The sequence below is a fragment of the Pseudomonas sp. SB113 genome (assembly GCF_040754745.1).
Taxonomy (GTDB): domain Bacteria; phylum Pseudomonadota; class Gammaproteobacteria; order Pseudomonadales; family Pseudomonadaceae; genus Aquipseudomonas; species Aquipseudomonas grimontii.
Genome location: NZ_JBFMHW010000039.1, coordinates 1 through 26,249, shown reverse-complemented (window position 1 = coordinate 26,249; position 26,249 = coordinate 1). Strand labels below are relative to the sequence as shown.

Genomic DNA, 26,249 nt, shown 5'->3' with positions numbered 1-26,249 from the left:
ATGCGGTCCTTGCAGCAATGGGTCCTGAGTCTGCTGGTGCTGGTGTGCGCCGGCCTGTTTGTCACTGCGCAGGCCGACACTTCGCCTATCGGCGTCGCCCTTGACCAGCGGGTGATCGACCTCACCCACACCCTCGACGGCGCCACCATCACCCGCCTCACCGACCAACTCGCCGCCCTTGAGCAGCGCACAGGCTCGCAGGTCGCCGTATTGCTGGTGCCCACTACCGGCGACGCCAGCCTTGAGGACTACACCAACCAACTGTTCCGCGCCTGGAAACTGGGGCGTAAGGGCGTCAACGACGGCATCCTGCTGCTGGTGGCCAAGGAGGACCGCAAGGTGCGCATCGAAGTGGGCTACGGGCTGGAAGGTACCGTGACCGATTTGCTGGCCCACCTCATCATTGAAGAGCACATTCTCCCGGCGTTTCGAGAGGGCAACTATGTGGGCGGTGTTGCCCGGGGTGTGAATGATCTGATCACTCTGGTGGATGGTGGTGATCCGCTCAAGATCGCTGATCCGGGGCTGCCACTTGGCGCCATTGCCGTGTTGCTGGCGTTTGTGATCGGCGCCGGCGGCGGCGTACTGATGGTTACCCGTAAGCTGCACTGGCGCGGCGCCTTGATTGCCACGGCGGTGCTCACGGGACTGGTCGTCGCTTCTGTCGGGGGTAGTGATTGGCCGGTCTATCTCCTGGTATTTCCGGCGAACATGCTGATCGGTGGCGCCGTTTTTGCTGCGCAGTGGCGTGTGCGCACGGTGTTCTACTGCGCGTTGGTGCTGTTGATCTACATCGTCGCGGTGGCGATCGCGTACCTGTGCGTGGGTATCCATTTCATGGAATGGACGGAGTGGATGGAGTGGTCGCTGGGTGCCCTGGTGACGTTGCTGATTTACTGGGCAGTATTCGACGCGATCAAGGAGTCCCGCAGAGATAGCCCGGAGTCGTTCTCCTTGCGTTTGTCGGTGTTGTTGGTGGTTTACCTGGCAGGGGCTGTGTTCACAGTGTTTGAGTACGTTGCCGGTGATTGGCCGTACGTGATTTTCCTGATCCCGTTTCCTGCAGTCCTTATCTTTGACAAGCCCCGCGGCGGTCGTCGTTCGAGGTCACTCCGCAGGTCCGGTTCGAGCTCCGGCAGCTCTTCCGGCAGCCGTTCTTCCGGGGGCGGTGGCTCCAGTGGCGGTGGCGGGGCGTCGGGGAGTTGGTAACCAATGGCTGACATTATTCCCACCAGGGCGAGACCCCTGGCAATCGGCTATTTGGCAACCCCCTGAACGTTACAGCCGCTTGGACAGAAACACGCGACTGCTGCCTGCCGGTTCACAAGGGACCTCCCCAAACCGCACCCATCCATGCTTTTCATAAAACCTCGGGGCCTGAAAACTGAGGGTATAGAGCACCGCGTTCGTGCAGCCGCGACGCCGGGCTTCGTGCTCAAAGGCTTGCAGCAACCGGCTGCCGAGGCCTGTACCGCGCAGGGTCTCGGGCAGGTGGAACAGGTCGAGAAAGGCCGTGCCCAGGGTGGTTTTGCCGGTGATGCCGCCGAGGACTTGCCGCGTGGTGGGATCCTTGATCAACACCGACAGTGGCTGGCGATCGTTGAAGCCCGTGATGGCTTCATTGAACGCGGCAAGACCGCTGCCGAGAAGGTGTTCGGCGTCGGAGGTGGCTTGGTCGCTGATTTCAATGAGGGGTGCAGTCATCACGGCTTCCAGGTGGTATTAGTTGCGTGGCCATCCGCCCATGTTATCGGGCCTGGCTTCGAAGTCTATCGCCTCGCGATACGGATCACCGAGGTTGGCGTATCGACCGTTACCGGCGGCCTGGGTGGGTTGCCAGCTTTGGGTGTTGGGATCGAATACTTCGGCATCATCCCCGGCTGTTTGATCCAGGGGGTTGTGCCTTGGCTTGTCGTTATCAAAACCGCCTATTTCCACCGCCTGGTACATCGCTGCGTGGGGGTTAAAACCATTGATTGAAGACATCACTGAACCTCTCTGAGTGCGTAAGAAAAAGACCAACAGAACCCGCCTTGGCGAGTTGCATCGCAGGCTACAGAAGCCGGAATGGCCGTTCAATCAGGCGGTTTTAGACGGGTGTAACGGTTTAAAACTGTGGTGGCAGAGATTCAGCGACTGGCGGTTTTGGCTATCGGCAGTGTCTTGAAAAACGGTGCGTAGTGCGAGGTCTGGCGTCAGATATTGGCGCTGGTCCCCAGGTTTTTAAACCTTGTCATTCATTTATGTGCGTAATGACTCTTTGCGCCTACACAACGCGATACAAGAGGCGTGTTGTTAATGTGCCGCGTTAAAGAGCCATCACCATCTCATGCCAGGCCATGCCGCCATGATCCGAGGGTGAAGGGCGCACATAGGTGTAGCCCATGCGCGCGTACAACGGCACATGCTGTTCCTTGCACATCAGGTGAATCGTGCGCTTGCCCATCGCGCGCATGCGCTGCACGAACTCGATCATCAGCACCTTGGAATACCCCTTGCCCTGATGCGCCGGGTCGACCACCACCGACATGATCACCACATTCGGCGCCTCGGCCGAATGCCCCACCAGTTCCTTGAACGCCTCGTCCGACATCACCACTTCATGGGCGCAGCCACCATTGATAAACCCCACCACCTCGCCCTCGGCTTCCAGGATCAGGAAGCCTTGCGGGTATAGCGCAATGCGTGTGGCGATCTTTTCCAGGGTCGCGGCTTCGTCGCCTTCATAGGCAGTGATTTCTATCTCGAAGCAACGAGCGGCGTCGGCGGGTAGGGCGTTGCGCAGGGTGAGGGCGGGCATGCGGGTTCCTGGAGTTGTGAACGAAAGAACGCATGATAGATACAAAACCACCCTGTGGCACGGTCTACCGGCATGCCCTCGTTATCTACGGGGTAGAGGCGACGAGCTTGAAAAACGGCTCGTTCGTCAAGGCCCCGGTCTGGGCGGCCGAACCCTCGTGGGAGCCGTCGAGCTTTCGCGCGGCGATGGCGGCGGTACAGACGCTATCAAGTCCTTGTCTTGCTCAAATGACAGATCCCTGAAACCAGAAAACCCGCCAAGGCGGGTTTCTTTATAGTTAAATCGACGGCCCGAATCAGTGGGGCATCCACCCCATCATTCTGTCGGGCTTACATCGACAATCCGGGCGTGACGCAGTGCTTCGTTGATCTGTTTACCGAAATTGTTCACGTTTTCGAGCCTTACAGGGCTGAATGTGTCATCGGGACAGTCTGGGTGAAACTTGATGCTGACCGGCCACACCCTTTGTGGCGGGGTGGTGTAGTCAGCAACATGAGGCGAACCAACGCTCACACTGGCGTCGGATATTCCGTTCTGCTTGGCCAGTTCATGAAAGAGCTCCGTCGTTGCAGACATATTGTCATCGGTGACAATGACTCGGATGACGTCTCGGTCCGGCATGCCTGGCGCAGGGGGCATACGCAACGCTTCAGGCGCTTCAGGCCGTGTCGGCGGGGTGTGGGAGGAAGGAGGGGGTTGAATACCTTGCATGGTAATTACCTGTAAGTTTGAGGGTTGGATTGATCGCTTCACTGAGTGGCCGATTCAACGTGCAAGGTTCCTGGCATCCAGGGCGCTGAGTGAATGGAAATGTTGCCGGTATTACCCCCGTTTGGGTGTAGGCCTCAAAAACCAGAAAACCCGCCAAGGCGGGTTTCCTCACCGCTCAAATCACATCAACTCACCGCAGGCGCACCAAGCCCTCGACGCTCGATCACCGTAAACACATCCGCCACATCCTGGACCATGATCCGGGCGGTATTGGCAACGGTATTGATGTCGTGCTCGGCATAGTCGGACACGTTGGCACAGGCCATCAGGTGCAGGTAGGCGAGGGCTGCCTGGATGCGACGTTGAATGCAGCGAGCTTCTATCGGGCGTGTGGATATGCGGGGGGAGCGGCAGGCGATTTACTATGCGCCGTCGGGGCTGGCCCTGGCGTGTATACCGATGGTTAAGCGACTAAGCGCCTGACGCACAACGCAGGATCCCTCTGTGGGAGCGCTCGAGCTTTAGCGATGCCGCGATGGAGGTGGTACAGACGCTATCAAGTGCTTGGCTGGCGACCACTTTGTCTGGCGGTTAGGCATCGCACGCCAGATACAGCGATGCATTTTTTGGAAAGTCCAATAAAGTGAGTTTTTCGATGCTGTCTATTTGTTGTGGTGTAAGCAGGTAGTCATAGACACAATCGTTTTCATCCTCCCAGCCCATGATAGGAAGCAAATCGGCGGCTGTTAAGTCGAGCGCAATTTCAGTCGAAATATTCTCGCTTCCCGCTGGAACTACGTAGATCAGATGCTTCATGGATCTATCCTCCTTGTGTCGTCTGCGTCTTTGGTTCGTTCACCTGTAATAGGGTCAAACTCGCCCAAGTGTTTGCCTCTCTTGGTGTACTTCTCAACTTTGCCTCGTTCGAAGTCCCACTCGTAGATATAGCCTGGCTCTTTCCAGCGGGGTCTAAGCTTGCCTCCGCCTTTGACACCGGTATGCAGGCGCATCTGCGACCGTGCTCGCTGCACCGAGCGCAACTGCTCTTCGCTATACAATGCGCTATCGCCCAACTCTCCCGGCCAAGCCAACCCCACTACACCGGCCAACAAGCCAGCGGCTATAGACCCAGCGGCGGCGACAGCCGACTCCACTACCACCGTACGCAACGCCAGCTGCCCCAAACCGACCGGCAAGGCGCTGCCATCGATCTGGCGCAGGTGTACTGCGCCCCGGGTGTCCATCTCGCGTCCACCCAACAGGCTGAAATGGCCATACTCGCTGATCAACTCCAGCGGTACGTAACCGTCGGGGTCCGTATAGTGAGTGAGGCCATCTGGCAGTTGGCAGGGTTTGAGGAAGGTGCAGCCGGGAGGCCTGGTTGGCTTAGGCATTGGGGCTGGGGGGGGGATGAATAAATCGATAGGTGGCGAATAGGACACACGCGATGGCTGCGGGGTGAGGATTCGCCGTTTGAGTTGTTCTTCTTCGGTGATCGGGTAGGCGCGTTCAGACATGACGGGCTCACTTCCTTGTGTGGGGAAGTGAGCCTAGGGGGAGGATCAGGCGGCGGGAATTGGCATTATTCGATGGTAAACGTGGGAAAAGTAGGCAGAAAATACAGCTTGCTTCGAATACTGCGATTTTTATTTATTTGTCTAGGTTTGGTTTCAATTGATTTGGCTAACGCTGGAGCTTCATCCGCGTGCGTCACTGAGTGGCTTTGAGGTATAGCGCGTCGAGCGGAGGGTTCAGTTCCTCCAGTTTAGTGGTTTGCCCTCAAGTCCTTGTCTTGCTCAAATTACAGATCCTCGGAACCAGAAAACCCGCCACAGCGGGTTTCCTCACCGCTCAAATCACATCAACTCACCGCAGGCGCACCAAGCCCTCGACGCTCGATCACCGTAAACACATCCGCCACATCCTGGACCATGATCCGGGCGGTATTGGCGACGGTGTTGATGTCGTGCTCGGCATAGTCGGACACGTTGGAACAGGCCATCAGGTGCAGGTAGGCGAGGGCGGCGTTGAGACGCTCACTGGCGCTGGCATGCAGCTCGCTGAGTGGGGCGTCGCTGTCGATCAGCAGCACGGGGTAGTCGGTTGCGGTTTGGGATATGGGGGTGAAGCGGCGGGGCGGGTGTTGAGTTGTCATAAGGTTCGATTCTATTTTGGCTAAAAAGAACTGCCACCTTGCTGCTGCGAAACAGATTGGGTGGCAACTGTGCGCGGGTTCGCAGACCAGGAAGAATCACACCCGGCAGACCCGAAGGTCTCCCACGCACAGCCGCCATAAAGCGAGACGCAGGCGTACTCCGCCTGAGGGTCTGATGACTGTGCAGGTTGATTCTATTTTGTAGGGCTGCGAAACCCTGTCGCTGACCAAAGCCGGCGACGCGGCGAACTATAAAGTGCCGCTAGCCGAGGTGCAACCGACTAGCCGAACGACGGCATCGGCCTAAGGGCTTGATAAGATTAAACTGCCAAAGCGGGAGCAAGCTCCCTCACCTCCGTTATTCATTCACCCGACCGGGCCATGAAAACGCATGAAGGAACGACCCCATGCTGGAAATAAAACGCGCCACCCCCACCGACGCCAACGCCGCTTTTGACATCCGCCGCGAAGCCATCCGCAGCCAATGCATCGGCGCCTACACCGTCGAACAAATGGCGCTCTGGACGCGCGGCAAGGCCGAGGACGGCTACAGCGCGCTGATGGAAAAATCGTTCTACCTGGGTTGCTTGAACGGTGAACCGGTGGCCACCGGCATGCTCGACCCGGCCAACAACGAAGTCGGCGCGTTGTTCGTGTTGCCCGCATTCACCGGGCGCGGGTATGGCAAGGCGATGCTGGAGCACCTAGAGCATGTCGCACGGGAACTGGCGATTGAAGAGGTGGTGCTGGACGCGACGTTGAATGCTGCGAGTTTTTATCGCGCGTGTGGCTACGTGGGCGATGAGCAGGCGATTTACCACTCGCCGTCGGGGTTGCAGTTGGCGTGTATTCCGATGAAAAAACACCTGCATCAATGACGCAAATGCGCGCGCAAGTTCCCGATAACCTGCGCTACTGAAGGCCCGTGGATCACCGGCGGCATCAGGCTCTCGCCAAACTCCCGCCACACAAACAGGGTCAGTTCCGCGCCATCGGTGAGCGTTTTTGCCAGGTCCTGCGAACCCAAACCCTGCAACCGCCGATAACGCTCATCCCGCCAGAATGCATCCTCCACCCAGTCATACACCGGGATGAAATGAAAGTGCAGCGGGAACCCCGGCATATGCCCATAGCGGCTGATATACAACCACTTGGGCTTGAGGTGCGCTTCCATGATCCGCTGGGTTTTCGCCAGCAGTCCACCCAATTCGGCCAACGCCGCCTCCGGCATATCGGCGAGGGAATCAATTGGCGCCTTGGCGCCCAGCATCAGGTAACCCGGCAGCTTCGAAGCCAGGTGATGGTTGAGCCGCCAGTGCTCGGTCTCAAACAGGATGTAGGCGGGGTCGATCTGCATCAGCACGCGTCCTTGGGAGCAAGGTCGGCAGGATAACAAGCGCGCTCGCCTGTATCCCACAAAACCACGCGATCTGTGTCTATCGTGCGCGCCGTCAGGTGGATAGCCTCCAGCCACGTTAACTGACGACTGAGCACACCATGGAACTCACCACTGTCCCGTTTGGCATCACCGACTGGTCCACCGTCGAACCCGAGCTTCACCCCGGCGTGACCGGCAGTGCCTCATGGCGCACCTGCCACTTCGGCACCACCCGCGTGCGCAGGGTCGATTACAGTCCCGGCTACCTGGCCGATCACTGGTGCACGCGCGGGCATGTGCTGCTGTGCCTGGAAGGCGAGCTGCACACGGAGCTGGAAGACGGCCGCCAGTTCACGCTGACGGCCGGGATGAGTTACCAGGTGGGCAATGACATGGAGGCGCATCGTTCCTCGACGAGTGTCGGGGCGAAGCTGTTTATCGTGGATTGAGGAGTGATCTTTGTGGCGAGCGGGCTTGTCCCGCGTTGGGCTGCGAAGCAGCCCTGAAACCTGCCGACGAGGTCTGTCTGAAGGAACTTCATGATCTTATTGGGGCTGCTTCGCAGCCCAACGCGGGACAAGCCCGCTCGCCACAGAAATAGGCACAACCCCCCAAATCCGCTGCATCAATGCATCTTGCTATGGTCCATGCCATCCAGCCCACGCGCCTTGGCCTGAACCTCAACGGTCTGCTTCTCGCCCTTGGCGTCCTGCACCGTCAGGGTCAGCGGCACCTGGTCACCTTCATTGATCTGGCCGGTCAGGCCCATCAGCATCACGTGGTAACCGCCGGGGTCGAGCTTGACCGCCTTGCCCGCCGGCAGGGCCACCGAGTCCACCGGGCCCATGCGCATCACGTCGTCCTTCATGCTCATCTCATGGATCTGCACGTCTTTGGCCACCGGCGAGGCCACGCTGAGCAGCTTGCTGTCGCTGTCGGCGGTCACGGTCATGAACGCGCCGCTGGACGGTTGGCCCGGCACCGAGGCGCGTACCCAGGCGTCGGTCACTTGCACCTGGGCGCTGGCGTGGGCGGCGAGGCCCAGCAGGGACAGGCCGATCAGGGTGCGTTTGAGGTGTTGAACGGCAGTCATTAGCAGACCTCCATGACGGTGAGCAGGTCTTCTGCGCACTCTTTAGCGGTAAGGGATGCCTGCAAGCCCAGGCGCAGGTTGCCACGGGTGTCGAAGACAAAACTGGTGGCCGTATGGGACAGGGTGTAGGTGTCGCCGGCGGGGATCTTTTCATAAAAGATCCCGAACTCCTTGGCGGCCACGGCGATTTCTTCCGGGGTCCCGTACAGCGCTTCGAAGCTGGGGTCGAAGGCCTTGACGTACTTGTCGAGAATCTCCGGCGTGTCGCGTTCCGGGTCCAGGGTGATAAAGATCACCTGCATGATCTCGCCGTCACGGCCCATCAGCTTCTTGGCCTGGGCGGCGCGGGCCAGCGTGGTCGGGCACACGGCCGGGCACTGGGTGAAACCGAAGAACACCACCGGCATCAGGCCACGGTAGGAACTGAGGGTGACGGTGTCGCCCTCGGTGTTCTTGAGCTTGAAGGTGCGGCCCATGATCTTGTCGCTCAAGTCCTTGCCGTACCTGAAGTTCAATCGGGGGCTGTTGTCACAACCGGCCAGCAGGCCCAGACCCAACAGGCCCATGCCGGTCAGAACCTTGCGGCGGGTGAATAACGTACTCATCAACGGTGCATCCTGTGAAACGCCCGCATTGCGCGAAATTAACTCGGCAGGCTTTGAATAGGAGTAAACGAGGAGGGCGCCAAGTCTACCAACCCTGGCCAGCCCGCGTAATCTGCGACGTTCTGCCACAGGGGCACGCCGCGCTTCATCCTTTTGCGGCTCTGGTGGTAGAGTCGCCGCCATGAAATTGAGCCACCCCGACCGTTCCCTGATTGTCTGGACCCTGTACTTCTGCGTGCTGATGAACCTGTTCGTGTGCGGTTTGGGCCATGGCCAGATGATGGGCCAGCAGCTCAATGGGATCGGTGGCGCGTTCTGCGCGGTGGACGGCAAACAGGCGCCACTTTCCGACAAAGGGCTGGGCGCGCCGTCGTCCAGTAACATCTCGAACTACTTTGCCTGCCCGGTGTGCAATGCCGTGAGCGTCGCGCTGGTGTTCCTGATCGGCCTGGCCTGGCTGCTGGGCCTGGGGCAAACCCCACGCCCGGCCCATGAGCGGCGCAACAAGGCGCCGCCGCGTTATTCCTGGCCCTCGGCCAACCCTCGCGCATCCCCCGCCTTCTGACGTGTGCCTTGGGCCTCCTGTGACCAGGGGGCGTTCTATCGTCACGACAGTGAGTGCGCTTTATGAACCATCACTTGCCTGCAGGCGCCAGTCGCCTGGTCAGCCAGGCGTCCCGTCGCCCGCGCGTGGAAACGGCACGGCCGGACTACCCGAGCAATGCCCGCTGCTTTGTACACCTGGATGCACGCCTGTTGCCGTATTGGCACACCGTGTTCGACATCTGCCCGACGCTGCTCAAGCTCGACCCGCCCGAGGGCCTGAACCTGTTTCGCAGCTTCATGACCTGGGCCTATCGCAACCAGCCGGCCCAGGACTGGACCTGGCACCTGAACGTCTGCCGTTGGCTGCTGGCCTCGCCGTATCGCGGGCAGATTGATGAAGAACCCATCGAAACCTTCATGGCAGCGGCGGCGGCGCGTTGGATCAGTACGGATGACAGCCAGGCCCAGGGGGTGGTGCTGGCCTGGCAGGGCTCGACAGTGTTCGATTGGAAGGCCGCGCGCATTCCCGGCGCCGAGCAACAGGTACTCCCTGCCACGGAATGGGATTTTGCCTGGTGTCCGTTCGCCTCCCCGGGGGTATTCCAGGGCTGGTTACCGGTGCCTTGAACGCCGCACAGGCGCCCGGGATTGTTACGTAAACCGCAAAAGTGATTGACGGTTTTAGCGGCTGTTTCCCCACGGCCCAACGCTATACCGTGCGCGCACCCGTTGAATGCAGCACCACCCGACCGACAAAGAACAGGGTTGGGCTGTAACGGGGTCGCCTCAATCACTTCACGGAGCCTTCATGAAACACACCACGTGCCTGGCGCTCGCCGTCTCCCTCGGCGCCGCGCAGCAGGCGGCTGCATCGGGTTTTATCGATGACAGCAAAGCCACCCTCGACCTGCGCAATTTCTATTACAACCAGGACACCCGCAACACCAAGGCACCTTCGGACAAGGAGTGGGGCCAGGCCTTCATGTTCAACTACCAGTCCGGTTTTACCGATGGCCTGGTGGGCTTCGGCCTGGACCTGCAAGCGATGTACGGCCTGCGCCTGGACGCCTCGGGGCGTGCCGGCAAGGCCGGTGAAGACAACACCCCTGGCAGCGTCTTCCCGTTATCCGATGGCAAGGCTGCCAATGACTTCAGCAAGATCGGCGCCACCGGCAAAGTGCGCCTCTCCCAGACCCAACTCAAAGTCGGTACCTTGGTGCCGAAGATGCCGGTGCTGATGTCCGAAGACGGCCGCTTGCTCCCGCAGACCTTCCGTGGCTACCAGGTCGACTCCAAGGACCTCAAGGACTTCAACCTGATCGCCGGTAAAATGGAGCAGGTACTGGACCGCAACTCCAGCAACGGCCAGGGCATGTCGATCGCCGGTGCCAACGACCCGGCCAAGGGCAAGTTCAGCAACCAGTTCTACTACGGCGGGGTGGATTACGCCGTCAGCAAGCAACTGCAAGTGCAGTACTACTACGCGACCCTGGAGAATTTCTACCAACAGCATTTTGTCGGCCTGGTGCACAACTGGCAGTTGCCGGTGGGGCAGCTCAAGACCGATCTGCGTTACTTCTACAGCACCGCCGACGGCAAGAACGGCAGCGCCGCCGGGCGCGGTGAAGGCTATGTCAGCTCCGGGTATTACGCGCCGGGCGTCAACTCCGGCAAGGTCGACAACCGCCTGTGGAGCGCGATGTTGACCTATGGCGTGTACGGGCATTCCGTGGGCCTGGGGTATCAGAAAACCACCGGCGAAAGTGACTTCCCCCACATCAACCAGGGCCAGGGCCGTTCGCTGTACCTGATCACCAACGCGCAGTCGCTGAAGTTCGTCAACGCCGGGGAGCAGGCCACGGTGGGTAACTACACCTATGACTTTACCGGCCTGGGCATTCCGGGCCTGAAGTCGAGCGTGACCTATATCCACGGCAGCAACATCCGTGCGGCGCGTCGCGACAACAGCGAGTGGGAGCGCGATTTGCGCGTCGACTACGTGATCCCCACGGGCACGTTCAAGGGCCTGGGCCTGACCTGGCGCAGCGCGGTGCTGCGCGGCAATGACACCGCCGACAAGGATGAGACGCGGCTGATCGTCAGCTACAGCCTCCCGTTGCTGTAGGCCGAGCAGGAGCAACGCTTGACCGGCATCAAGGCCGCCCCGCGCGCCAGCCCGCACACTGGACTTCCCACGGCCGGTTCCTCTGCGAGGCTCCCATGCTCTACCTCCTGTTGCTATTGGCCCACCTGTTCGCCGCGCTGATTTTTATCGGCACGGTGTTTTTCGAGGTGCTGATCCTGGGGCACCTGCACCAGCACTTGCCGATTCGGGTGATGGTACTGGTGGAACAGGGCGTCGCCCGGCGTGCCCGGGCGTTGATGCCGTGGGTGTTGCTGGTGCTGTTCGGCGCCGGGCTCGGCATGGTCTGGCTGCGTTACCTGCCCGCGTTGTCGGCACCGTTGGCGTCCTCGTTCGGCACGTTGCTGAGCCTCAAGTTGATCCTGGCCGCCAGCGTGCTGCTGCACTTTCTGGTGACCATGGCGCGGATGCGCTGGGGCAAGGTCAGTGCGCGCTATAGCCGCTTCATTCACCTGAGCCTGTTCGCGCACATGGTCGCCATTGTGCTGCTGGCCAAGGGCATGTTTTACCTGAGCTGGTAACGACCTTGATGCACATCAAGGTGCCCGGCGCGGTCACACCGGACAATGCAGCACCGCCGCCCGCTCCGGAGTCCGTCATGCGCACCCATCTTCATCCCACCCGCTTTCGTCAGGATCACGGCGTGTTGGACCTGGCGTGCCAGATGGACACGCGCCGCTTCCATGCCGGCGTTGGTTCCCTCGACCTGTTGCGGGCCCTGCGCGACAGCCGCCAGCGCCAACGGCCCCTGGCGTTGAACCTGCACTGGCCCACGCCTGACTGCGGCGCCGACTACCTGCGCAGCCTTGCCGAGGAAATCCAGCTGATCGGCTGCCAGCTCGGCCCGCGCCAACCGGTCGAACACTTTCACCTGCGCGGTACCACGCCGACGATCGAGCAGGTGCGCACATTGCTGGAACACCTGCACAGCCGCTTCAACTTTCTCGACCACGACCGCGGCGACTACCGTATCGACCTCGACCCCTGGCACATGGACTGGGCGACCCTGGGCCTGTTGCGCGAGCAGGGTTTCAACCACGCCAGCATCGGCGTGCCGGACGCCAGCCGCGACGACCCGCTGTGCCAGTCGCGGTACCAGGACCCGGCGCCCATCGAGTCGCTGGTGGATGCGGCGCGCACCTTCGGGTTTCGCTCGGTGAACATCGACCTCGGCTACGGTCATGCCTGGCAGACGCCGGCCAGTTTCGAGCTGAAACTGGCCAGCCTGATTGCCTTGGAGCCCGACCGCCTGCAGCTGTTCGATTACGCCCAGCCTCCGGTGCGCTACCAGGGCCGCCGAGCCCAGGCGTTTTGCAGCGCGGCGGATAAAAGCGCGATGCGCCGCAGCGGCTTTGAACACCTGGCCGCCGCCGGGTATCACTACATCGGCCTGGGGCAGTTCGCCCGCGCCGACGATGACCTCAAACAGGCCCAGGAGCGCGGTCGCCTCAGCCGTAACTGCGAAGGCTTTACCCTGCACGGTTACTGTGACCACATCGGCTTCGGCCTGGGCGCCATCAGCCAGATCGACACATTGTGCGCGCAGAACACGACGGTCCTGCGCCACTACCGTGAGCAGCTGGCCAGTGGTCAACCAGCCACGTGCCGAGGCTGGTTTCGCGAGGCCGCCGACCCGGTGCGCCTGCATGTCGCCGAACGCCTGGCCTGTGATCTGGAACTGAATATCCAGGCCGTGGAGCGCCGTTACGGCCTGGTGTTCCGGCGTTATTTCGCCAACCTCTGGCCGCTGCTGGAGGCCTTGCACCGCGACGGTCTGCTCGAGTTGTCGCCAACGTTTATCTGGCTGCTGCCTGCGGGCCTGCCCCAGGTGGATGCCATCTGCGCATTGTTCGAACGGGCGGCGCTCGCCACCCCCGTCAGCGCCAACGACGAGGTGATCGACCATGACGGCGTTTGAATTCGACCGTGCCCTGGTGCACAAGTACGACCGCCCGGGGCCACGCTACACCTCGTACCCGACCGCGCCGCAGTTCAACAGCGCGTTTGCCCTGGACGACTATCACCAGGCCGTGCGCGCCAGTCACCAGATGGCAGCGCCCAAGGCGTTGTCGGTGTACATCCACATTCCGTTCTGCCAAAGCCTTTGCTACTACTGCGGCTGCCACAAGATCATCACCCGCAAGACCCACCGTGCCGTCGAGTATGTGGCATACCTCAAGCGCGAGATCCAGATGCAAGGCGCGCTGTTCGAGCGCTCGCGACGCCTGACTCAATTGCACCTGGGCGGCGGCACCCCGACGTATCTGGATGACACGCAACTGGCCGAACTGATGGCCTGCCTGGCGGACAACTTCAGCCTGGATGACAGCGACGCCCATGAGTTCTCCATCGAGGTCGACCCGCGCACCATCAGCGTCGAGCGCATCAACACCCTGCGCCACTTGGGCTTCAATCGCCTGAGCTTCGGCGTGCAGGACTTCGACCCCGATGTGCAGGCTGCGGTCAATCGCGTGCAAAGCGAAGCGCAGATCCTGCAACTGGTGGCAGCGGCCCGCGAGGCACGCTTCAAGTCGGTGAGTGTCGATCTGATCTACGGCCTGCCGCTGCAAACCGTGGCCAGTTTCGATGTAACCCTGGGCAAACTGATCGCCCTGCGCCCCGACCGCGTGGCCGCCTACAGCTACGCGCATCTGCCGAGCCAGATCCGCGCCCAGCGCCTGATCCGCCCCGAAGACATGCCACCGCCGGCGCGCAAGCTGGAGCTGCTGGAACTGACCATTCGCCGCCTCACCGAGGCGGGTTATGTCTACATCGGCATGGACCATTTCGCCTTGCCCGAGGACGAGCTGGCACTGGCCCGCGTCAATGGCAGCCTGCAACGTAACTTCCAGGGCTACTCCACCCATGCCGATTGCGACCTGATTGGCCTGGGCGTGTCGGCCATCGGTAAGGTCGGCGACAGCTACAGCCAAAGCGTCAAGGAGCTGTCCCAGTACTACGCGCGCATTGATGCGGGCCTGTTGCCGGTGCAACGCGGTTACCGGCTCAACCCCGATGACGTCCTGCGTCGAGAGGTGATCAATGGCCTCATGTGCGACGGACGCGTCGATTTCGCCCAGGTTGAAGCGGCCCATGGCATTCGTTTCAACGACTATTTTGCCGAAGCGTTGACGCAGTTGGACGAGCAAGTGGCGGACGGGTTATTGCTGGTTCAAGACGACGCACTGCAACTGCTGCCCAAGGGCCAACTGATGGTGCGCAGCGTGGCCATGGCTTTTGATGCCTACCTGGGCGGCGCACACAAAGGCCAATTCTCCCGCACGGTCTGACGCACCCCGATAGCAGTGTGTCAGCCAACACATCTACTCACCCCGCGGCCGCCATCGAAGCCTCGCTAAAGCTCGACATCTCCCACAGGGATCAGCGGTGCCCATCAGACCTACGGCCGGACGTTTTCTACCTGTCAACGACATTCAAATGTGGGAGGGGGCTTGCTCCCGATAGCGATGGGTCAGCCAGCACCTCTATCAACTGTGTCGCCGCCATCGAAGCCTCGCTGAAGCTCGACATCTCCCACAGGGGACCCGCGGTGCTCCCGAGATCTATAGCCGGGTCACTTTCTACCTGCCAACCACGATCAAATGTGGGAGGGGGCTTGCTCCCGATAGCGGTGGGTCAGCCAGCACCTCTATCAACTGTGCCGCCGCCATCGAAGCCTCGCTAAAGCTCGACATCTCCCACAGGGGATCAGCGGTGCCCATGCGCTCTACGACCTGGCTGCTTCCAGCCTGTCACCCGTGTTCAATGCGACGTCCCTTCCGCAAACTCAACCTTATTGCCCACGTTGTACTTGCCCGACGGCTTATTCATGGGAATGCGCTTCACCTCCTTGAGCGTCTGGCTGTCATACACAATCAACGCCCCGTCCGTGGCCCAGATGCTCAGCAACACATACCGCCCATCCCGGGTGAATTCCACGTGGGCCGCCGTCTTGCCCGGCATCGGCCGCAAGGTGTGGGCGATCTCCAATGTCTGCTTGTCGATCAAGTGAATCGCATCATTGTCCGGCCCAAAAAACACGTCGCTCCACACATAGCGCGAGTTCACGTGGCTGCGCATGAAAAAGCCCGGTCCAAGGGTGGGGATCTGTTTGAGCAGGGTCCAGGTCTTGAGGTCGATCACCGAGATTTGCCCCTTGCTGATATTCGGCGTGGCAAACACCCATTGCCCGTTGCGTTGCCAGTACGTCCCCGAGCCCAGGTGCGGCATGCCGGAGAGTGGGATGTCGGTGACCACGCGGCCGCTGTCCAGGTCGATCACCTGGCCGCCGCCGGCCTTGCGTGAGGTGGCGATCAGTTGCCGGTAATCGGGCGAGAACGAGAAGTCATCGAGCACGTCCTGGGCCTGGATGCGCCGGGGTTTGAAGCTGGGTTGGGCATCGGCATAGGACAATTCCCAGACCTCGTTCACGTCCTTGAGTGCGACGATAAAACTGTTGCGCGGTGGCGCGGTGTACACCGCACTGACCCGTGAGCCGGTGTCCAGGGTCTTGACCAGCGACAGGTCGCGCGCATCCAGCAGCACCAGGTTGCCCGGCAGGTAATTGCCCGCCAGCACCCAGCGCCCGTCCTTGCTCACCGCCAGGTTGCGGGTGTTGAGACCCACGCGGATTTCGGCGATCAGCTTGAGGTTGTGCAGGTCGTATTGGCTGATCCAGCCATCCCGCGAGGCGAAGTACACAAAGCGTCCGTCCGGGGAGAATTTCGGCCCGCCGTGCACCGCGAAGTGAGTGGGGAAACGGTCCAGCACGGCAAAGGTGTCGCCGTCGAGAATATCCATGTGATGGTCGCCGGATTCCACCACCACAAACAGGTTGAGCGGGTCGGCGTGATGCTGTGGCGTGTTCGGCAATTGGCGCAGGTCCGCCAGCACGCTGTGGCTGTTGCGGATGTCTTGCTCGTTCCACGTCGCTGGTGAGTCAGGCGGCTGTTGCAGAAACTCAGCCAGCCCATCCATTTGCGCGGCGCTCAGTTGCGGCGCGAACGCGGCCATCTGGCTGGCGGGCCGGCCTTGTTCGATGACCTTGCGCACTTCTTCCGGCTTGATCCGCCCCAGGCTTTCCGGGAGCAGTGCCGGGCCGGTGGCACCGATGCGATTGAGTCCATGGCAGCTTTCGCAATACTGGCGGTAATCCTGCGCTGGCGTACCCTGTGCGGCCGTCGCCCAGAGCAGCGGCACCAGCAGCAGGCGTTTCATACCGCCACCGCTTCACGGGCCGGTGCCAGGCTGGCCGGAAAGTGCAGGGCGGCGCCGGCAAACAGGCTGACGACGTGGCCGATCACCGTGAGGGTGGGCACACCCGGTTCACAGTCGGCGGCCAGGGTGGGCAACTGGCGCAGGGTGCCACGGGCGACGTGCTGGTCGGCGCGCGCGCCATTGCTGATCAGGGCGGCCGGTGTATCCCCCGGCAAACCGGCCGCCACCAGATGTTCGGCGATCAGTGCCAGGTTCGACAGGCCCATGTAGAACACCAGCGTCTGGCTCGGCTCGGCCAGGCTCGCCCACGGCAGTTTCAAGGCGCCGTCGCGCTGCAGGTGGCCGGTGACGAAGCGGCACGAATTGACCAGGTCGCGATGGGTCAGCGGAATACCGGCATAGGCGCTGCACCCGGAGGCGGCGGTAATGCCCGGTACCACCTGGCAGGGGATCCCACGCGCAAGCAGGTACTCCAGTTCCTCGGCGCCGCGCCCGAAGATAAACGGGTCGCCGCCCTTGAGGCGCACCACCCGTTGGCCCTCGTCGGCCAGCTCGGCGAGCAGTTCGTTGAGCTGATCCTGGGGCAGGCTGTGACAGCCGCTGGCCTTGCCCACGTAGTGGCGGGCGCAGGTCAGTGGGATCAGCGCCAGCAATTCAGCGCTGATCAGCCGGTCGAACACCACCGCATCGGCCTGCATCAACAGGCTCCAGGCGCGCAGGGTCAGCAGGCGCGGGTCACCGGGGCCGGCGCCCACCAACGCGACTTCGCCGGGGTGGAAGGGGCTGTGCAAACTGGCCGGCAGGCCAATTGAAGGTTGGGCAGTTGAAGTGTGCATGCGACGTCCTTGGTTCATCATCAGGTAGGCGGCCCCCGGTTGTGTCACCGGGTGGTCGAGCAAGGGATCAGGGTCGGCGCCTGGCAGGCGATCTCGGCGTCGCTGAAGTAGCAACCGGGGTCCGGGCCCCACAGGTCGCCATCGGCCCAGGCGCGGGTGCGCGTATTGCCGTTGCAGATCGGCAGCCAGCGGCATTCGGCACAGCGCCCGCCAAGGCTGCGCGGGTGTTCGCGCAGGCGCAGCAGCAACGGGTCGGGCTGTTCCAGCCAGAGCTGGCGGAAGGCGGTGTTGCGCACATTGCCCACTGACTGCTGCCACCAGTAGGTGTCCGGGTGCACCTCGCCGGTGTTGTCGATATTGGCGATGCCGCTGCCCGAGGCATTGCCGCCCCAGGCATGCAGCAGGTGCTCAAGCTGCGGGTAATGTTCGGGCAGGTGCTGGTGCACCCATTGCAGCAACAGCACGGCGTCGGCGTCGTTGTTGCCGCTGACGAAATCGCTGTCCACGCCGTTCTGAATATCGCTCCAGGCCTGCTGGAAAATCAGCGCCATGGCCTCGCGGCTCATCTGCCGGTGCGCATCCAGTTGGCGGCTGCGCTTGCCGCGCCCACTGTAGTTGAGGTGTGACAGGTAGAACTTCTGTACATCATAGGTGCGCATCAGCGTCAGCAGTTGCGGTAACTGCCCATGGTTGTCCTGGGTCAGGGTGGTGCGCAGGCCCACGCGAATCCCGGCCTCGCGGCACAGGCGAATGGCGTGCATGGAGCGCTGGAAACTGCCGTGCAGTTGGCGAAAGGCATCGTGGGTCGCTTCCAGGCCGTCGATGCTGATGCCCACGTAGTCGAAGCGCGCGTCGGCAATCTGCTGGATGTTGTGCTCATCGATCAGCGTGCCGTTAGTCGACAGCGCGACGAAAAAACCTTTGTCACGGGCATAGGCGCTGAGTTCGAAGAGGTCGTCGCGCAGCAGCGGCTCGCCCCCGGACAGGATCAACACGCGCACCCCGGCGTCGTGCAAATCGTCGATCACCCGCAACGCAGCCGAGGTGTCGAGCTCATCGCGAAACACGCTGTCGGCACTGGTGGCGTAGCAATGTTTGCAGGTGAGATTGCAGCGCCGCAGCAGGTTCCAGATCACCACCGGCGGCCGCTCACTGCCAGGGGGCGAGGTGCGCGGCGGCGGGCAATGGCCGGCGAGGGTACGCAGGTACTGACTGATTCGCAGCATGGGCTATTCCTTTGAGTGCGCCGGCGTCAGGCGCAGGCCGGTTTTTTTCAGGATGCGGCTGCTCACCAGCATTTCGTCGCTGCGGCAGGCGTCCCCCAGCAGGAAACGCAGGTGCTCGCGGTAGCTGTCGATTTCTTCGCGGCTGCGGCCATGCACCATGGCGAACAGGTTGTAGGGCCAGTCAGGGCGCCGGGGGCGACGGTAGCAATGGCTGACAAACGGCTGGGCGCCGATCAGTTCACCCAGGCGCGGTATGTGCACATCGGCCACGTCCCACACGGTCATGCCGTTATGCCGATAGCCCAGGCGGTAGTGGTTGGGCACGGCGGCGATACGCCGGATCGCGCCTTCGGCTTGTAGGCGCTTGAGCAGGTCGAGGGTCGATTCGACGCTGATACCCAACTGCTCGGCGAGCCAGGCCCAAGGGTCTTCCACCAGCGGCAGGCCGCTTTGGGTCAGGGCGACCAGGTGCAGGGCCAGGGTGTTGTCAGACCGGGAAATACAGACCGACATGGTAGGTTTGCTCCTTCGGCAGATTGAGCACCGCCAACCCGGTCAGGGCCTCGATGCGGGACAGGGTGGCGGCCAACTCCCGCTCGGTGGCGCAGGCCAGCACGAACCACATGTTCCAACGGTGTTCGCGGCGGTAGTTGTGGGCCACCTGGGGCAGGGCGTTGAGCTGTTCGGCGACCGCGTCAAACTGCGCCTCGGGTACGGCCAGCGCGGCCAGGGTGAAGGCGCCGCCGAGACGCTCGATGTCGAACATCGGGCCAAAGCGCGTGAGTACGCCGTCTTCGAGCAGGGCATACAAGCGGTCGAGCAGTTCACTCGGATGGCTGTGCAGTTCCTCGGCCACCTGTTGCCATGGCTGGCGCACCAGCGGCAGGCCAAGTTGCAGGCGGTTGATCAATTGCCGATCCAGCTCATCCATGGGCCCATACCTGCGACGGTGGTGGTGCAAAACGCCCGCCGCATTGCTTGAAGGCGCGGGTGCTGAACAGCAGCTGGTGGGGCAGGTCGCTGAGCAGATGCTGCTCCAGCAACCCTTGGATCTGCGCCTCGACCACCGCGCGCTCGCGGCCGTGGACCATGCAGAACAGGTTATAGCGCCACTGCGGCAGGCGCCGCGGGCGCTGGTAGCACAGGTTCACGCCGGGCGCGCCGCCCAGGCGCGCGCCGACTTCATCGACCAGCGCATCCGGCACATCCAGCACCAGCATGGCGTTGGCCACGAAGCCCAGCGCGCGATGGTTGAGCACCAGGCCCACACGGCGGAACAGGCCCTGGTCACGCCATTGCTGCATCTGTTGCAGCACCTGATCGTGATGGGCGCCGATCTGCTCGGCGAGTTCGTCGTAGGGCCGCGCGACGATGGGCAAACCGCGCTCCAGGCACTGGCGCAGGTCGAGCATCTGCTCGTGGTTCAGTGGCGTGATCACGGCTGCTCTCCCAGGCTACCCACTTCAAAAAAATCCCCCGTAGCAGCTGTCGAGCCTTGGCGAGGCTGCGTTTGCGGTGTATCTGAGCCACCGCTGACGCAGCCTCGCCAAGGCTCGACAGCTGCTACGCGCGGGGCTTCTCCCGCTTCGAGGGGGAAACCGAGGTCGATGCGATAGGCCGTGAGCATCGGCAGGTCCAGGGGGGTGAGGCCGGTGTCTTTCTCCAGCTCGTCAAGGATTTGCTGCAGGTGCTGGCGATGGGGCCCGGTGAGCACGAACCACAGGTTGTAATGATGCTCGCGGGCGTAGTTGTGATTGACCTCCGGGTACTGGCTGACCCGCGCGGCCACTTGTTCCAGGCGCTCGATCGGCACCGCCAGGGCGGCCAGGGTGCTGGCGCCCGCGCGGGTGTGTTCGAACACCGGGCCGATGCGCGACAACGCCCCGGCCAGTTCCAGGCGTTGCAGGCAGGCCATCACCTCGGCCTCGTTGCAGCCCAGCACCTGGGCCATTTCGCGGTAGGGTTCGGCGCACAGCGGCATGCCGTGCTGGAAGCGTTCAATCAATTGCTGGCTGAGCGAATCAAGGTCCATTTCAATACCCCATTTTTTGCGCGCGCAGGCTGAAGAAAATTCCGCTGGGACTCTGGGCCGGCAGGCTTTTCAGCAGGGTCAGGCGGTACGGGTCCCACACTTGCAACTGTTCGCCATCGCGCACCGACAGCCACAGTTGCTCGCCGCGCCCGGTGAATTCCATATGCAACACACCGGGGCCAGGACGCAGGTCGGCGACCACCTGGTGGGTTTCGGTGTCGAGCACCTGTACCCGGTCGTTATCCGGGTAGGCGAAGTTGACCCACAGCTGGCGCCCGTCGGGGCGTGCAGTGACGAAAATCGGCTGCCCAGCCACCGGGATCGTCGCGGTCTGCCGCCAGGTGCGTGCGTCCATCACCAGTACCTGGTGGCGCCCCACGGCCGGCACGAACGCCTGGTCATCGGCGACGGCCCACCCCTCCAGATGCGGCATCTTGTACACGGGCAGCTTGGCCTGGCCGCGCCCATAGTCCTTGAGCACGCGCACCACGCCGCGCTCCGGGTGCCACAGGTCGAGCTGGGCCATGCCGTCTTCACCGAACAGCCCGGCCATGTAGTAGCGGCCATCAGCAGTGATCAGCGCGTCATAGGGTTGCTCGCCGATGTCCTTGAAGCGAGTGATGCGCGGCGGGTTGCCGTGGCTGAAGTCGGCGCTCCAGATCTCGCCGGTGTCGAACAGGCTGAACACGAAGCGCTGCCCAGGTGCGTCCACCAGGCCGACCACCCGCGAGCGTTTGCCATCGGCCATTGCGGTCGCGGGGATGTCGGCGATGAGGGTCAGGTTCTCGGCGTCGAACACCTTGACCCCGCCAGGCACGTAGTTGGACACGGCGATCAAACGCCCATCCTGGCTGATGGCGCCGCCGATGCTGTTGCCGCCCTGGACGATGCGCCGCTCGATGCGTTGGCGCAGCAGGTCGATCTTGGTCAGCCCGCCATCGCGGGCAAATACATAGGCGTAACGCTGGTCGCGGGAGAACACCGCCGAGGCGTGGGACAGGTCGCCCAGCCCCTCGATACGGGCCAGTTCGGTCATGCCGGTGCTCTCGATAATCTGCACGCTGCCACTGACGCGTTCGATCACCAGGCCCAGGTCGCCGCTGCCGCGTAACACGGGTTGGGCACAGGCGCCAAGCAACAGGCACAGGGAGAACAGGGTGGGTCGCATCATGGTGGGGGGCTTCCTTGCAAAAGGCGGTCGACCAGCCAGGCAATATCGCCGGCACTGAGCAGCGGGCCCCAACCGGGCATGGCGCGGGCAGGGCGGCCGTAGGTCACGGTGGCGATCAGACTGTCGCGGCTGTGCTGGGCGAGGGCTTGCGGTGTGAGCGCCGGGCCGAGGCCGCCGGTGAGGTGCAGGCCATGACAGGCGCCACAGTCCTGGGTCAACAGGTGTTCAAGGCGGGCAGCGTCCTGGGTGGCCGCTGCCCGTGCGGGAATCAGCAGGAGCAGCGCCATGGCCGTACCGATGATCGATGCTTGCATGGCGTGCTCCTTGTGCTTATTTCAAGGTCAGGACCCAATCGGCCAATACCTTGGCTTCATCATCGGTGACTTGGTTCGGCGGCATCGGGACCGGCCCCCAGTTGCCCTGGGTACCGTTCTTGATGTGGCTGGCCAGGGTGGTGGCGGCGTCTTTCACACCGGCATTCTTGGCGGCGACTTCCTTCAACGCCGGCCCCACCAGTTTGCTGTCGATCATGTGGCAACCCACACAGGGTTTGCTGTTGAACAACCCAGGGCCGTCTTGTGCCAACGCCGGTTGCAGGCTGAGCGCAGCGGCGGATGCCAGCAGTGCGAGGAGCATATTTTTCATTGGGTGACCTCGTGTTGATGGGGCTCAATAAATGTCGTGTTGGGTGTTGTAGACGTTGAACTTTCCGGTCGGCGTGATCAGGCGCTTGTCGCGGATCACTTGCTTGAGCTTCAAGGTCTTGTCATCGATCACCACCAGCGCCGACTCTTCGGTCTGGCCGTTCCACACCGAGAACCACACCTCGTCACCCGCCTTGTTGTATTCCGGTTGCACCACCCGCAGCGCGCCTTGCTTGATGCCCGAGTACTCGGCAATCGGCAGCACGGTGTAGCCCTTGTCCAACTGCTTGATATCGAACACCGCCACCGACTGGCTGAGCTTGGCGTCGGGGTTGAGGGTGGTGTCGACGTACAGGTGATGGGAGTTGGGGTGGGTCTTGATAAACAGCGAACCGCCGCCCTGGCCCTTGAGGGATTCCACCTGTTTCCAGGCGTATTGCGGGTGCTTGACCGGGTCGGTGCCGATCACCGAAATACCGCCGTCGCCCAAGTGGCTGGTGGCCCATACAGGACCGTATTGCGGGTGGGTAAAGTTGGCGCCGCGACCTGGGTGCGGGGTTTTGCCGACGTCGACCAACGCGGTGAGCTTGCGCTCCTTGGAGTCGATCACTGCGACCTTGTTGGAGTTGTTCGCGGCGGTCATGAAGTAGCGGTGGGTGCTGTCCCAGCCGCCGTCATGCAGGAACGGCGCGGCGTCGATGGTGGTGATGGTGAGGTTCTTGATGTCCTGGTAATTGACCAGCATCACCTTGCCGGTTTCCTTGATATTGACGATGAACTCCGGCCACTCGTGGGAGGCGATGATCGCCGCCACGCGGGGTTCGGGGTGGTATTCCTGCTTATCGACGGTCATGCCGCGAGTGGACACGATCTGCTTGGGCTCCAGGGTCTCGCCATCCATGATGGTGAACTGCGGCGGCCAGTAGGAACCGGCAATCGCGTACTTGTCTTCATAGCCCTTGAACTTGGAGGTCTCCACCGAGCGCGCCTCGATGCCGACCTTGATCTCGGCGACTTTGGTCGGCTCCAGGGGCCACAGGTCGATCATGTCGATCTTGGCGTCGCGGCCGATTACCAGCAGGTAGCGGCCCGACGCGGAGATACGCGAGATATGCACGGCGTAGCCGGTGTCGATCAGCTTGATGATCTGCTTGGTGTCGCCGTCCACCAGGGCGATCTTGCCGTCGTCGCGCAGGGTGACCGAGAACAGGTTTTGCAGGTTGAGCGTGTTCAGCTGTTTTTTCGGCCGGTCTTCGGGCTTGACCAGTACTTTCCAGGTCTTGAGGGTTTCGGCCATGCCCCATTCCGGCGGGGTGGGTGCGGTGTGCTGGATGAAGGTGGCCATGCTGGTGATCTGCGCCTTGGTCAGCGCGTTGGACGTACCCCAGTTCGGCATGCCGGCCGGGGAGCCATAAGTGATCAGCGCTTCCAGATAGGCCTGGCCACGGGCCTGGGTGATGTCCGGGGTCAGCGGCTTGCCGGTGGCGCCTTTGCGCAACACACCGTGGCAGCCGGCGCAGCGTTCGAAGTAAATCTGTTTGGAGGCGTCGAAGTCCGCTTGGCTGATGTCGGGCGCGCCGTGGCTTTTCACCTTCTCGGCATGCGAGTCGCCGTGGGCGTTGATGGGCAGTGCCAGGGCTAAGGCGCAGCTCAGGCCGGCGAGGCCAAGGCCCCAGGGTTTTCTGTTGCGAGTCAGCATTCCATTTCTCCTCAGGCAAGACCTTTGCGATGCCCGGCGAAGGCTGGGTAGAGCGCAGGTTCTTAGTGCCAGGCAAGACTATGTTGCAGCGGCGCAATGCTCGCTTGACGGCGATCAAGTTTGCCGTTGTGCGTGCTTGCCAGGTTGTCGCAGGGGCCCTTAGCGTGGGGGCCGAACCCGTTGCGAGTACGTGTGATGACCGAGCCCTTCTATCAACCGCAGGACAACGAACAGCAGCTGTTCGAACACGCCTGGCACCACCACCTGCCGGTGCTGATCAAAGGTCCCACCGGCTGCGGCAAGACGCGCTTCGTGCAGCACATGGCGCACCGCCTGAACCTGCCGCTGTACACCGTGGCCTGCCACGACGACCTCAGCGCCGCCGACTTGCTCGGCCGCCACCTGATCGGCACTGACGGCACCTGGTGGCAGGACGGCCCGCTGACCCGCGCCGTGCGCGAAGGCGGGATCTGCTACCTCGACGAAGTCGTCGAAGCGCGCCAGGACACCGCCGTGGTACTGCACCCGATTGCCGATGAGCGCCGGGAGCTGTTCCTGGAACGTACCGGCGAAGTGCTCAAGGCACCGTCGTCGTTCATGCTGGTGGTGTCGTATAACCCCGGCTACCAGAACCTGCTCAAGGGCATGAAACCCAGCACACGCCAGCGCTTCGTGGCGATGCGTTTTGCTTACCCGCCGGTGGCCGACGAGGAACGCATCGTTGCCCGCGAGGCCGGTGTGGATGTGGCGCTGGCCGCCCAGGTCGTGCGCCTGGGCCAGGCGTTGCGTCGGCTTGATCAGCATGACCTGGAGGAGGTGGCCTCCACTCGGCTGCTGATCTTCACCGCGCGCCTGATCGGCGCCGGCATGAGCCCGCGCGAAGCTTGCCTGGCGTGCCTGGCCGAACCGTTGAGCGACGACCCGCAGACCGTCGCCGCGCTGATGGACGTGGTGGATGTGCACTTTGCCTGAACCGCGCCGCCTGCCAGGCGACCTGGCGATGTGGTTCTTCATCCTCGCCGAACTGTCGGTGTTTGCGATCCTGATCCTGGCATTTGCCGTGACCCAGGTGCTCAAGCCCGAGTTGTTTGCCGCCGGGCGAGCACAGCTGGACACCTCGACCGGGTTGGCGATGACCTTGAGCCTGCTGACCGCAGGGTTGTTGGCAGCGTTGGCTGTGCAGCAGGTGCGTTTGCGACGTTCGCGTCGGGGCGCTTGCTTGTTGTTGGGGGCGCTGTTGGTGGCGCTGGTGTATGTGGCGATCAAGCTTGGCGAATACTCGCACCTGATGAGCCTCGGGCTCGGACTTGAGCGCAACACGTTTTTTACCTTGTACTGGATGCTTACCGGGTTTCACTTTTTGCATGTGCTGCTGGGGATGGTGATTCTCGGGTGGCTGGCGTTGCGCTGTTGGCAGCGGGCTTACCGGGTGCCGGGCTTGAGCGGTTTGGAATCCGGGGTGCTGTATTGGCACATGGTGGATGTGGTGTGGGTGGTGTTGTTTCCGCTGGTCTATGTGATTCGCTGAGGTGTGTATGACGGATTCCCGGACGCTGATCCTGTGTTGGCTGGTGTTGGTGGTGCTGAGCGTTGGCACTGTGCTGACGGGCGCGTCTGGGTTGTGGTGGGGGGTGTTGTTGCTGGCGGTGGTCAAGGGGTGGGTGATCGTGGATGGGTTTATGGAGTTGCGGCGTGGGCCAGTGTTGTGGAGATTTTTGATGCTGGGGTGGGGGGTGGTTGTGGTCGCTTTACTGAGTACATATCCGTTATTTGCGTAGCGGCTGCTTACGGGCTCGGCGTGCCCTCACTCCAGATCAAAAGCCAAGCCGCGGCGGCCTTGGAACCGACCGGTGTTGGGTCTGGTGTACTCGGTTAAAAATGTGGGAGTGGGCTTGCCCCCCGAATGCCAACCCCATCAAGGCCTCCCCCCGTAGCAGCTGCCGAGCGCAAGCGAGGCTGCGTCGGCCGCGACTCGAGCTTGAATCGGCAGCGT

32 protein-coding genes and 3 pseudogenes are annotated in these 26,249 nt (G+C 62.3%); 13 read left to right on the top strand and 22 right to left on the bottom strand.

The window, feature by feature from the left end:
• A complete protein-coding gene (locus tag AB1462_RS29965) occupies window positions 1-1,209 on the top strand; it encodes a YgcG family protein (RefSeq protein WP_367248762.1) in 1,209 nt (402 codons plus the stop codon).
• Between the two features lie 69 nt (window positions 1,210-1,278).
• Here AB1462_RS29965 and AB1462_RS29960 read toward each other — a convergent pair whose 3' ends face one another.
• From AB1462_RS29960 to AB1462_RS29940, 5 genes and pseudogenes are all read right to left on the bottom strand, one after another.
• Window positions 1,279-1,704: a GNAT family N-acetyltransferase gene (locus AB1462_RS29960; protein WP_367248760.1), complete on the bottom strand. Its 426-nt coding sequence runs from the start codon at window positions 1,702-1,704 to the stop codon at window positions 1,279-1,281.
• Window positions 1,705-1,722: 18 nt separating this feature from the next.
• Window positions 1,723-1,986, bottom strand: a complete 264-nt coding sequence (locus tag AB1462_RS29955; RefSeq protein ID WP_367248759.1) for a hypothetical protein — start codon at window positions 1,984-1,986, stop codon at window positions 1,723-1,725.
• 322 nt (window positions 1,987-2,308) lie between these two features.
• Window positions 2,309-2,800 (bottom strand): GNAT family N-acetyltransferase, encoded by a 492-nt coding sequence (locus tag AB1462_RS29950; RefSeq protein WP_090403043.1) that lies wholly within the window; start codon window positions 2,798-2,800, stop codon window positions 2,309-2,311.
• A 315-nt stretch (window positions 2,801-3,115) separates the two neighbouring features.
• Entirely contained in the window at window positions 3,116-3,511 is a 396-nt protein-coding gene (locus AB1462_RS29945; RefSeq protein ID WP_367248757.1) for a hypothetical protein, read from the bottom strand.
• A gap of 185 nt (window positions 3,512-3,696) precedes the next feature.
• A pseudogene (locus AB1462_RS29940) lies at window positions 3,697-3,882 on the bottom strand (fructose-bisphosphate aldolase); the annotation flags it as partial.
• On the opposite strand from AB1462_RS29940, the pseudogene AB1462_RS29935 reads away from it, so the two are divergent.
• A pseudogene (locus tag AB1462_RS29935) lies at window positions 3,862-3,994 on the top strand (GNAT family N-acetyltransferase); the annotation flags it as partial. The pseudogenes AB1462_RS29940 and AB1462_RS29935 overlap by 21 nt on opposite strands.
• Before the next feature lie 108 nt (window positions 3,995-4,102).
• Here the strand turns inward: AB1462_RS29935 and AB1462_RS29930 are convergent.
• The 3 genes from AB1462_RS29930 to AB1462_RS29920 form a co-directional block, all read right to left on the bottom strand.
• On the bottom strand, window positions 4,103-4,327 hold the full coding sequence (locus AB1462_RS29930; RefSeq protein WP_259194710.1) for a hypothetical protein: 225 nt from the start codon (window positions 4,325-4,327) through the stop codon (window positions 4,103-4,105).
• Complete coding sequence (locus tag AB1462_RS29925) at window positions 4,324-5,028, bottom strand: colicin E3/pyocin S6 family cytotoxin (protein WP_367248755.1); 705 nt, start codon at window positions 5,026-5,028, stop codon at window positions 4,324-4,326. The genes AB1462_RS29930 and AB1462_RS29925 overlap by 4 nt, the downstream gene beginning before the upstream one ends.
• Window positions 5,029-5,372: 344 nt before the next feature.
• Entirely contained in the window at window positions 5,373-5,666 is a 294-nt protein-coding gene (locus tag AB1462_RS29920; RefSeq protein WP_367248754.1) for a fructose-bisphosphate aldolase, read from the bottom strand.
• Window positions 5,667-6,073: 407 nt separating this feature from the next.
• On the opposite strand from AB1462_RS29920, the gene AB1462_RS29915 reads away from it, so the two are divergent.
• Window positions 6,074-6,544, top strand: a complete 471-nt coding sequence (locus AB1462_RS29915; protein WP_090403051.1) for a GNAT family N-acetyltransferase — start codon at window positions 6,074-6,076, stop codon at window positions 6,542-6,544.
• On the opposite strand, the gene AB1462_RS29910 is transcribed toward AB1462_RS29915, so the two are convergent.
• Window positions 6,538-7,023, bottom strand: coding sequence for an HIT family protein (locus AB1462_RS29910; protein WP_315338327.1), 486 nt, complete (start codon window positions 7,021-7,023; stop codon window positions 6,538-6,540). The genes AB1462_RS29915 and AB1462_RS29910 overlap by 7 nt on opposite strands.
• Before the next feature lie 140 nt (window positions 7,024-7,163).
• Here AB1462_RS29910 and AB1462_RS29905 point away from each other — a divergent pair, with 140 nt between their 5' ends.
• Window positions 7,164-7,493 carry a DHCW motif cupin fold protein gene (locus AB1462_RS29905; RefSeq protein WP_367248752.1) on the top strand — a complete coding sequence of 110 codons (330 nt, stop codon included), beginning with the start codon at window positions 7,164-7,166 and terminating at the stop codon, window positions 7,491-7,493.
• Between the two features lie 176 nt (window positions 7,494-7,669).
• Here the strand turns inward: AB1462_RS29905 and AB1462_RS29900 are convergent, their stop codons facing one another.
• Window positions 7,670-8,137, bottom strand: coding sequence for a copper chaperone PCu(A)C (locus AB1462_RS29900; protein ID WP_367248750.1), 468 nt, complete (start codon window positions 8,135-8,137; stop codon window positions 7,670-7,672).
• A complete protein-coding gene (locus tag AB1462_RS29895) occupies window positions 8,137-8,742 on the bottom strand; it encodes an SCO family protein (RefSeq protein ID WP_090403057.1) in 606 nt (201 codons plus the stop codon). Before AB1462_RS29895 ends, AB1462_RS29900 begins: the two co-directional genes overlap by 1 nt.
• A gap of 181 nt (window positions 8,743-8,923) precedes the next feature.
• On the opposite strand from AB1462_RS29895, the gene AB1462_RS29890 reads away from it, so the two are divergent.
• From AB1462_RS29890 to hemN, 6 genes are all read left to right on the top strand, one after another.
• On the top strand, window positions 8,924-9,307 hold the full coding sequence (locus tag AB1462_RS29890; protein ID WP_090403059.1) for a DUF2946 domain-containing protein: 384 nt from the start codon (window positions 8,924-8,926) through the stop codon (window positions 9,305-9,307).
• A gap of 62 nt (window positions 9,308-9,369) precedes the next feature.
• Entirely contained in the window at window positions 9,370-9,915 is a 546-nt protein-coding gene (locus tag AB1462_RS29885) for a putative natural product biosynthesis protein (protein ID WP_367248748.1), read from the top strand.
• Between the two features lie 181 nt (window positions 9,916-10,096).
• Window positions 10,097-11,413, top strand: a complete 1,317-nt coding sequence (locus AB1462_RS29880; RefSeq protein WP_367248746.1) for an OprD family porin — start codon at window positions 10,097-10,099, stop codon at window positions 11,411-11,413.
• 95 nt (window positions 11,414-11,508) lie between these two features.
• Entirely contained in the window at window positions 11,509-11,952 is a 444-nt protein-coding gene (locus AB1462_RS29875; protein WP_090403064.1) for a hypothetical protein, read from the top strand.
• 77 nt (window positions 11,953-12,029) lie between these two features.
• On the top strand, window positions 12,030-13,349 hold the full coding sequence (locus tag AB1462_RS29870) for a coproporphyrinogen III oxidase (RefSeq protein WP_367248744.1): 1,320 nt from the start codon (window positions 12,030-12,032) through the stop codon (window positions 13,347-13,349).
• Window positions 13,336-14,721 carry an oxygen-independent coproporphyrinogen III oxidase gene (hemN, locus tag AB1462_RS29865; protein WP_090403068.1) on the top strand — a complete coding sequence of 462 codons (1,386 nt, stop codon included), beginning with the start codon at window positions 13,336-13,338 and terminating at the stop codon, window positions 14,719-14,721. Before AB1462_RS29870 ends, hemN begins: the two co-directional genes overlap by 14 nt.
• Before the next feature lie 472 nt (window positions 14,722-15,193).
• Here the strand turns inward: hemN and AB1462_RS29860 are convergent, their stop codons facing one another.
• The 11 genes and pseudogenes from AB1462_RS29860 to nirS form a co-directional block, all read right to left on the bottom strand.
• Window positions 15,194-16,648 (bottom strand): cytochrome D1 domain-containing protein, encoded by a 1,455-nt coding sequence (locus tag AB1462_RS29860; RefSeq protein WP_367248742.1) that lies wholly within the window; start codon window positions 16,646-16,648, stop codon window positions 15,194-15,196.
• Complete coding sequence (gene cobA, locus AB1462_RS29855; RefSeq protein WP_090403072.1) at window positions 16,645-17,484, bottom strand: uroporphyrinogen-III C-methyltransferase; 840 nt, start codon at window positions 17,482-17,484, stop codon at window positions 16,645-16,647. The genes AB1462_RS29860 and cobA overlap by 4 nt, the downstream gene beginning before the upstream one ends.
• Window positions 17,485-17,528: 44 nt before the next feature.
• Window positions 17,529-18,710 (bottom strand): heme d1 biosynthesis radical SAM protein NirJ, encoded by a 1,182-nt coding sequence (gene nirJ, locus AB1462_RS29850; RefSeq protein WP_367248740.1) that lies wholly within the window; start codon window positions 18,708-18,710, stop codon window positions 17,529-17,531.
• 3 nt (window positions 18,711-18,713) lie between these two features.
• A complete protein-coding gene (locus AB1462_RS29845; RefSeq protein WP_367248738.1) occupies window positions 18,714-19,223 on the bottom strand; it encodes a nitrite reductase in 510 nt (169 codons plus the stop codon).
• Window positions 19,198-19,641, bottom strand: coding sequence for an Lrp/AsnC family transcriptional regulator (locus tag AB1462_RS29840; protein WP_367248736.1), 444 nt, complete (start codon window positions 19,639-19,641; stop codon window positions 19,198-19,200). Before AB1462_RS29840 ends, AB1462_RS29845 begins: the two co-directional genes overlap by 26 nt.
• Window positions 19,634-20,146, bottom strand: a complete 513-nt coding sequence (locus tag AB1462_RS29835; RefSeq protein WP_244176472.1) for an AsnC family protein — start codon at window positions 20,144-20,146, stop codon at window positions 19,634-19,636. The genes AB1462_RS29840 and AB1462_RS29835 overlap by 8 nt, the downstream gene beginning before the upstream one ends.
• Window positions 20,147-20,292: 146 nt before the next feature.
• A pseudogene (locus tag AB1462_RS29830) lies at window positions 20,293-20,742 on the bottom strand (Lrp/AsnC family transcriptional regulator); the annotation flags it as partial.
• Between the two features lies 1 nt (window position 20,743).
• Complete coding sequence (locus AB1462_RS29825; protein WP_367248734.1) at window positions 20,744-21,913, bottom strand: cytochrome D1 domain-containing protein; 1,170 nt, start codon at window positions 21,911-21,913, stop codon at window positions 20,744-20,746.
• On the bottom strand, window positions 21,910-22,227 hold the full coding sequence (locus AB1462_RS29820; RefSeq protein ID WP_186731568.1) for a cytochrome c: 318 nt from the start codon (window positions 22,225-22,227) through the stop codon (window positions 21,910-21,912). Before AB1462_RS29820 ends, AB1462_RS29825 begins: the two co-directional genes overlap by 4 nt.
• 16 nt (window positions 22,228-22,243) lie before the next feature.
• Window positions 22,244-22,558, bottom strand: coding sequence for a c-type cytochrome (locus AB1462_RS29815; protein WP_090403085.1), 315 nt, complete (start codon window positions 22,556-22,558; stop codon window positions 22,244-22,246).
• Window positions 22,559-22,582: 24 nt separating this feature from the next.
• Entirely contained in the window at window positions 22,583-24,256 is a 1,674-nt protein-coding gene (gene nirS / locus AB1462_RS29810) for a nitrite reductase (protein ID WP_090403087.1), read from the bottom strand.
• 195 nt (window positions 24,257-24,451) lie between these two features.
• Here nirS and AB1462_RS29805 point away from each other — a divergent pair, with 195 nt between their 5' ends.
• From AB1462_RS29805 to AB1462_RS29795, 3 genes are read left to right on the top strand one after another with little or no spacing between them, the layout of a single operon-like run.
• Complete coding sequence (locus AB1462_RS29805; protein WP_090403089.1) at window positions 24,452-25,228, top strand: CbbQ/NirQ/NorQ/GpvN family protein; 777 nt, start codon at window positions 24,452-24,454, stop codon at window positions 25,226-25,228.
• Window positions 25,212-25,784 (top strand): cytochrome c oxidase subunit 3, encoded by a 573-nt coding sequence (locus AB1462_RS29800; RefSeq protein WP_259194692.1) that lies wholly within the window; start codon window positions 25,212-25,214, stop codon window positions 25,782-25,784. The genes AB1462_RS29805 and AB1462_RS29800 overlap by 17 nt, the downstream gene beginning before the upstream one ends.
• 7 nt (window positions 25,785-25,791) lie before the next feature.
• The gene (locus tag AB1462_RS29795; protein ID WP_315338739.1) at window positions 25,792-26,034 is read left to right on the top strand and encodes a cytochrome C oxidase subunit IV family protein; all 243 of its coding nucleotides are present in this window, start codon (window positions 25,792-25,794) and stop codon (window positions 26,032-26,034) included.
• Window positions 26,035-26,249 lie beyond the last annotated feature (215 nt).